Raw genomic sequence first — 1694 nt, forward strand, 5'->3', positions numbered from 1 at the left:
CCTGAATCCGTGTTCTCTACAGCGCATACCCGCTCCGCGAGCCCCAGCGCATGATTCTTCTGCTGCCTGACTCCCAATCTCAGCTCACCGCAGCCCCGAGCGCCGTCCTTTCATGGCCCGGAGCGCCGGCGAGCCGGGCTTCCGGCGGGTGCGCTATGTCATTTCCCTTCTCCCGCGCGGCCGTCGCCCTTCCGCCGCAGCGAAATGGCCTCGATTCGGAGAATTCGGCCGCCGGATTTGCATCACGGCGAAGCCACCGCGCACAGTCGCGCCTGCACCGTGGTGAACACCTTCACATGCGCGGCCACGCCGCGCCCGAAGTCCAGCACCAGGCGCCGGGCGTGTTCGACGAACTTCGCCGCGCGGTACATCACCTCCTGCAGCACCGTCTTGATGCGCCGGCGCTTGGCCGGGTGGCGGATCGGCGAGAGCTCGCCGGCCAGCCCGAGCTGGCCGATCAGGCGCAGGCAGTTGTAGGCGAATGCGGCCAGATGCACGACCGCGTCGTTGGTGTCGAACTTACCCGAGGGCAGGCGCTCGAGGTCCAGGTCGGTCTTGATCTCGGAGTGGAACTGCTCGTGCGTGCCGTGGTGCTTGTAGAGCTCGATCACCTCGGCCATCGCCCCATCGAGGCTGGTCCACCAGCCTTCGATCTCGATCTCGGGCGCCAGCAGGTGCTGGCCCTTCTTGTCGATGGTGCGCTCGGTCACCCGCACCACCAGGCGCAGCGTGCGCTTGGCCTTCTTCCAGGCACGATCGATCTTCAGGTCCAGCAGCCCCACCCGCTTGCCCACGCGCGCTTCTTCGAACGCACCGGCGGCCTCGGCCCGATCCACCCAGGCGGTCTTGTCCTGGCGGCGCGGGTTCCACTTGGTGAGGTAATCGAACGAACGCCCGAGTTCGGCCCAGCGATCGCGCTCGTCGGCCAGCGCGAACAGCAGCCGCGCGCTATCGAAGCCGCTATCGGCGCGCCACAGCAGCTTCGCATCGGCGGCGCACACCCGGCGCAGGCGCGGGAGCGCGCGCTCGAAGAAATACTCCGTCTCCAGCGCCGAGTGGTGCGAACCCGCGCGCAGTTCCAGGCCGAGGTTCCAGCCCTCGTTGCCCAGGTACAGCGCGATCGGCGTGTAGCCGTCGACACCCTGGTAGGTGCGGCTGACCGCTTCCTTCTTGGTGTCGGAGTTGTCCATCACGAAGGTGTCCAGGTCGGCGCAGACGTAGCCCTTGTGCGCCGTGATCGGCGCCTCGGTGCGCTCGAGCAGGCGCAGGCTCAGCTCGTCGGTCAGCTCGCGCAGCTCGGCCGCGCGGGCATCGAGCCGTTGGCGCATCCACACGCTGCCGGGCACCTTGGCGAGCCCGAGCGCTTCCTTGAAGAAGCGGTCGCCGCGAAACGGCTCGATCGCCTCGAAGTCGCTCTTGCCCAGGCTCAGCAGCCCGACCACCGACTTGACCAGATCCGAGCTCAGCATGCCCTGCGACACTGGCAGCCTCGGGTCGATCACCGCCTGAACCTGTGCCGCCTGGCAGCACTGCCCGATCAGCGCCAGGCCCGAGTACGAGGTCAGGTTGAGCTTGGCGGATTGCTTGACTTCGAAGCGCGGCATGGTCGGTTGGGTGAATGAGTCGGATGCGTAATTGTACAATTACATCAATGCGTTAGGCTGGATTTCCGGCTAAACGAACACGGATTCAGG

General features: G+C 66.6%; 1 protein-coding gene. It reads right to left on the minus strand.

The features are described from left to right. Positions 1 to 242 precede the first annotated feature (242 nt). Positions 243 to 1604, minus strand: coding sequence for an IS1380 family transposase (locus tag C665_RS19475; RefSeq protein WP_004300513.1), 1362 nt, complete (start codon positions 1602 to 1604; stop codon positions 243 to 245). Positions 1605 to 1694: the final 90 nt, after the last annotated feature.

The sequence above is a fragment of the Thauera aminoaromatica S2 genome, from assembly GCF_000310185.1.
Lineage (GTDB): Bacteria > Pseudomonadota > Gammaproteobacteria > Burkholderiales > Rhodocyclaceae > Thauera > Thauera aminoaromatica.

What these genes read in the sequence shown, in the direction of transcription:
- C665_RS19475 (WP_004300513.1), bottom strand. Translation starts at nt 1,604, where the DNA reads ATGCCGCGCTTCGAAGTCAAGCAATCCGCCAAGCTCAACCTGACCTCG.